The sequence below is a fragment of the Pseudorhodoplanes sp. genome (assembly GCF_035565855.1).
Lineage (GTDB): Bacteria > Pseudomonadota > Alphaproteobacteria > Rhizobiales > Xanthobacteraceae > Pseudorhodoplanes.
Map to the genome: position 1 here is coordinate 1 of NZ_DATMRX010000152.1, position 2,396 is coordinate 2,396.

Consider the following 2,396-nt stretch of genomic DNA (forward strand, 5'->3'; position numbering starts at 1 on the left):
GTCACGAACACCGAGGCGTAACCAAAGCCGAGTTCGGCCGCGATCTCGATGGTCTCCGGCGAGCCGGTGCCGACGATGTAGCAGGGCGGATGCGGCCTCTGGTAAGGCCGCGGCCACGGATTGAGGAAGCGGTAGGTGTAATGATTGCCGTAATGCGTGGTCGGGCCGTCTTCGGACCAGGCCTGCAGGATGATCTTCAGCGATTCACGGAACTTGTCGCGCGCGGTCGCCGGATTGACCGGGTTCGACCAGTATTCCATGCCGGTGCCGAGCGGGAAGGCGACCTCGATGCGGCCCTTCGACATCACGTCGAGCACCGCATATTCCTCGGCCAGCCGGTTCGGCAGCATGAAGTTCGGCGGCGTCCCCCAGACGCAGATGCGGACATTCTTGGTTTTCGCCACCAGCGCCGAGGCGATGATGTTCGGCGTCGCCATCAGCGAATAGACGGTGTTGTGGTGTTCGTTCACCACCACCGCGTCGTAGCCGAGCTCGTCCGCGAGAACGAGTTCGCCGATATAACGATTATAAAGTTCGTGACCCTTTTCCGGATCGAAGAATTTGTTCGGGAAACTCACCCATGTCGATTTGTACTCCTTGTGATTCTCAGGGAGATACGAATACGGCATGAAATGCATGACGTTGAAGCGAAGCGGCGCGGCCATCGCATAACTCTCCTTGGAATTTCCTCGTGGGACGCTCGCCGTTCGCGGCGATACGCTTGCCGGGCTCTTGCGGCCCGTTTCCCTTGTCATTCATTCTGAAATTGGTGCGGAACCGAGTCAACGGCAGCGCAGGGACCTTTCGGCGGGCGTGATGTCACAAGACAGAACATTCTGGAGTTTCACCGGCGAAATGCCGGGATGACCTCGCCCGGCTACCATTCGAACACATTGTGGCCGTAACGGATCGAAGAGCGGCGAATTCGGCCTCTCCTAACGTTAATCAAAGCGGGCGAGGAAGGCGTTTCGCGAACCGGCGGATTCGTATAAGTTCTTCGAATGTCCCTGCGGGCTACCATATCGGCTTGCGCCGTCATCCTGGCGGCGTTCCTGTTGCTGGGTCTGACGCCAGGGACAGCGGGCGCCCATGGCATCCACGCCGGACATATGTATGCAGGGCATGCGCACACCGTGCATGTGCATGCAGGGCCTATGCATGCGACCCCCGCCGACCAGGCCGGTTCGGCGATGTCGTCCGAAAAAGCCCGAACTGTCATTGCCGCCGAGGTCAGATCGCAAGCCCCGCAATCCGGCGATGAGCAATCGAATGGCCATTGCGGCGATCGTGGCTGTTGCAGCAACGGTCATTGTTCAAGCTGTGGTACCGCGATTGCCCCGGCGCAATGGGTTTGTTCGCGGCCGCTGACGAACGCTCCCTTGCCCGGAGCCAATGTTGCTGTGCCGGCAGGTCTCGCGCGAGAGGGCCCACCGCGCCCCCCGAAATCCTTCGCCTGAACGTTTGCTCCGCGTCTCGAGACGCGGCGGGCACCCTTCGGGGTGTCCGTCATCGCTTCTGTTCATGCGAGGACTGGATTCCATGTTTCGCCATATTGCGCCGGGATTGGCCGCGGCCGCATTGATTTTCACGCTGATCCTTGCTCTTGGCGCGAGCGCATCGCGCGCCCATGAGGGCCATGACCACGGGCCCGAAGCGCCACCGGCGCCTGCGACGGTTGCGCCGCGTGGCGAGGCACATTCGGACCGCTTCGAAATCGTCGCGGTGGCGCAGGGTCGCACGCTTGCGATCTTTGTCGACGATTATCGGACCAATGCACCGGTCGAGAAAGCCGGGATCGAAGTTGAGACGCCTGCCGGACCTGTGACCGCCAAGGCGCTGGGCAACGGGGTCTACAGCCTCGACGCTCCGTTTCTCGAAAAGGGTGGCGACATCGATCTGATCGTCACCATCAATGCCGGCGGCGATCCCGACATCCTGCCAGTCGCGATCGACGTTCCGCTGCCGGGCGCCGAGGCAACCGGCGCTGTGCCCGAGAGCGGCACGCTGCAGAAGGTGCTGGCCTCGTTGACGCATTCGCCGCTCGCGACCGGCATCGCCGGGTTTCTCCTTGGCGCCATCGTGATCGGTCTGTTCCGCGGTGCGCGGTGCGCCGGAGAGGCCATCATCCTGCTTGCATTGATCGGCCTCACCGATGCGCGGGCGCATGAAGGTCATGACCACGAACCCGCGCCTGCGGCCGCCGGAGACAGCGACCAGCGTGCGCAGCGCCTGCCCCGCGGGATCGTGTACGTTCCGAAGCCGATCCAGCGCATCTTCGGTGTGCGCACCATCGAGACGGAGCAGGGCACGTTCGCCCGCACGGTCGAATTGCCGGGCCGCCTCATTCCCGATCCGAATGCCAGCGGCTATGTGCAGACCGCGGTTGGCGGCGTGCT

The 2,396-nt window shown here is 62.8% G+C and carries 1 protein-coding gene and 1 pseudogene; one reads left to right on the plus strand and one right to left on the minus strand.

What is annotated here, in order from left to right:
* On the minus strand, window positions 1–665 hold a 665-nt coding region (locus tag VN004_RS08385; RefSeq protein WP_325608883.1), incomplete at its 3' end, for an LLM class flavin-dependent oxidoreductase.
* A gap of 874 nt (window positions 666–1,539) precedes the next feature.
* Between VN004_RS08385 and VN004_RS08390 the strand changes: the two are divergent.
* Window positions 1,540–2,396 (plus strand): annotated as a pseudogene (locus VN004_RS08390) (RND transporter); the annotation flags it as partial.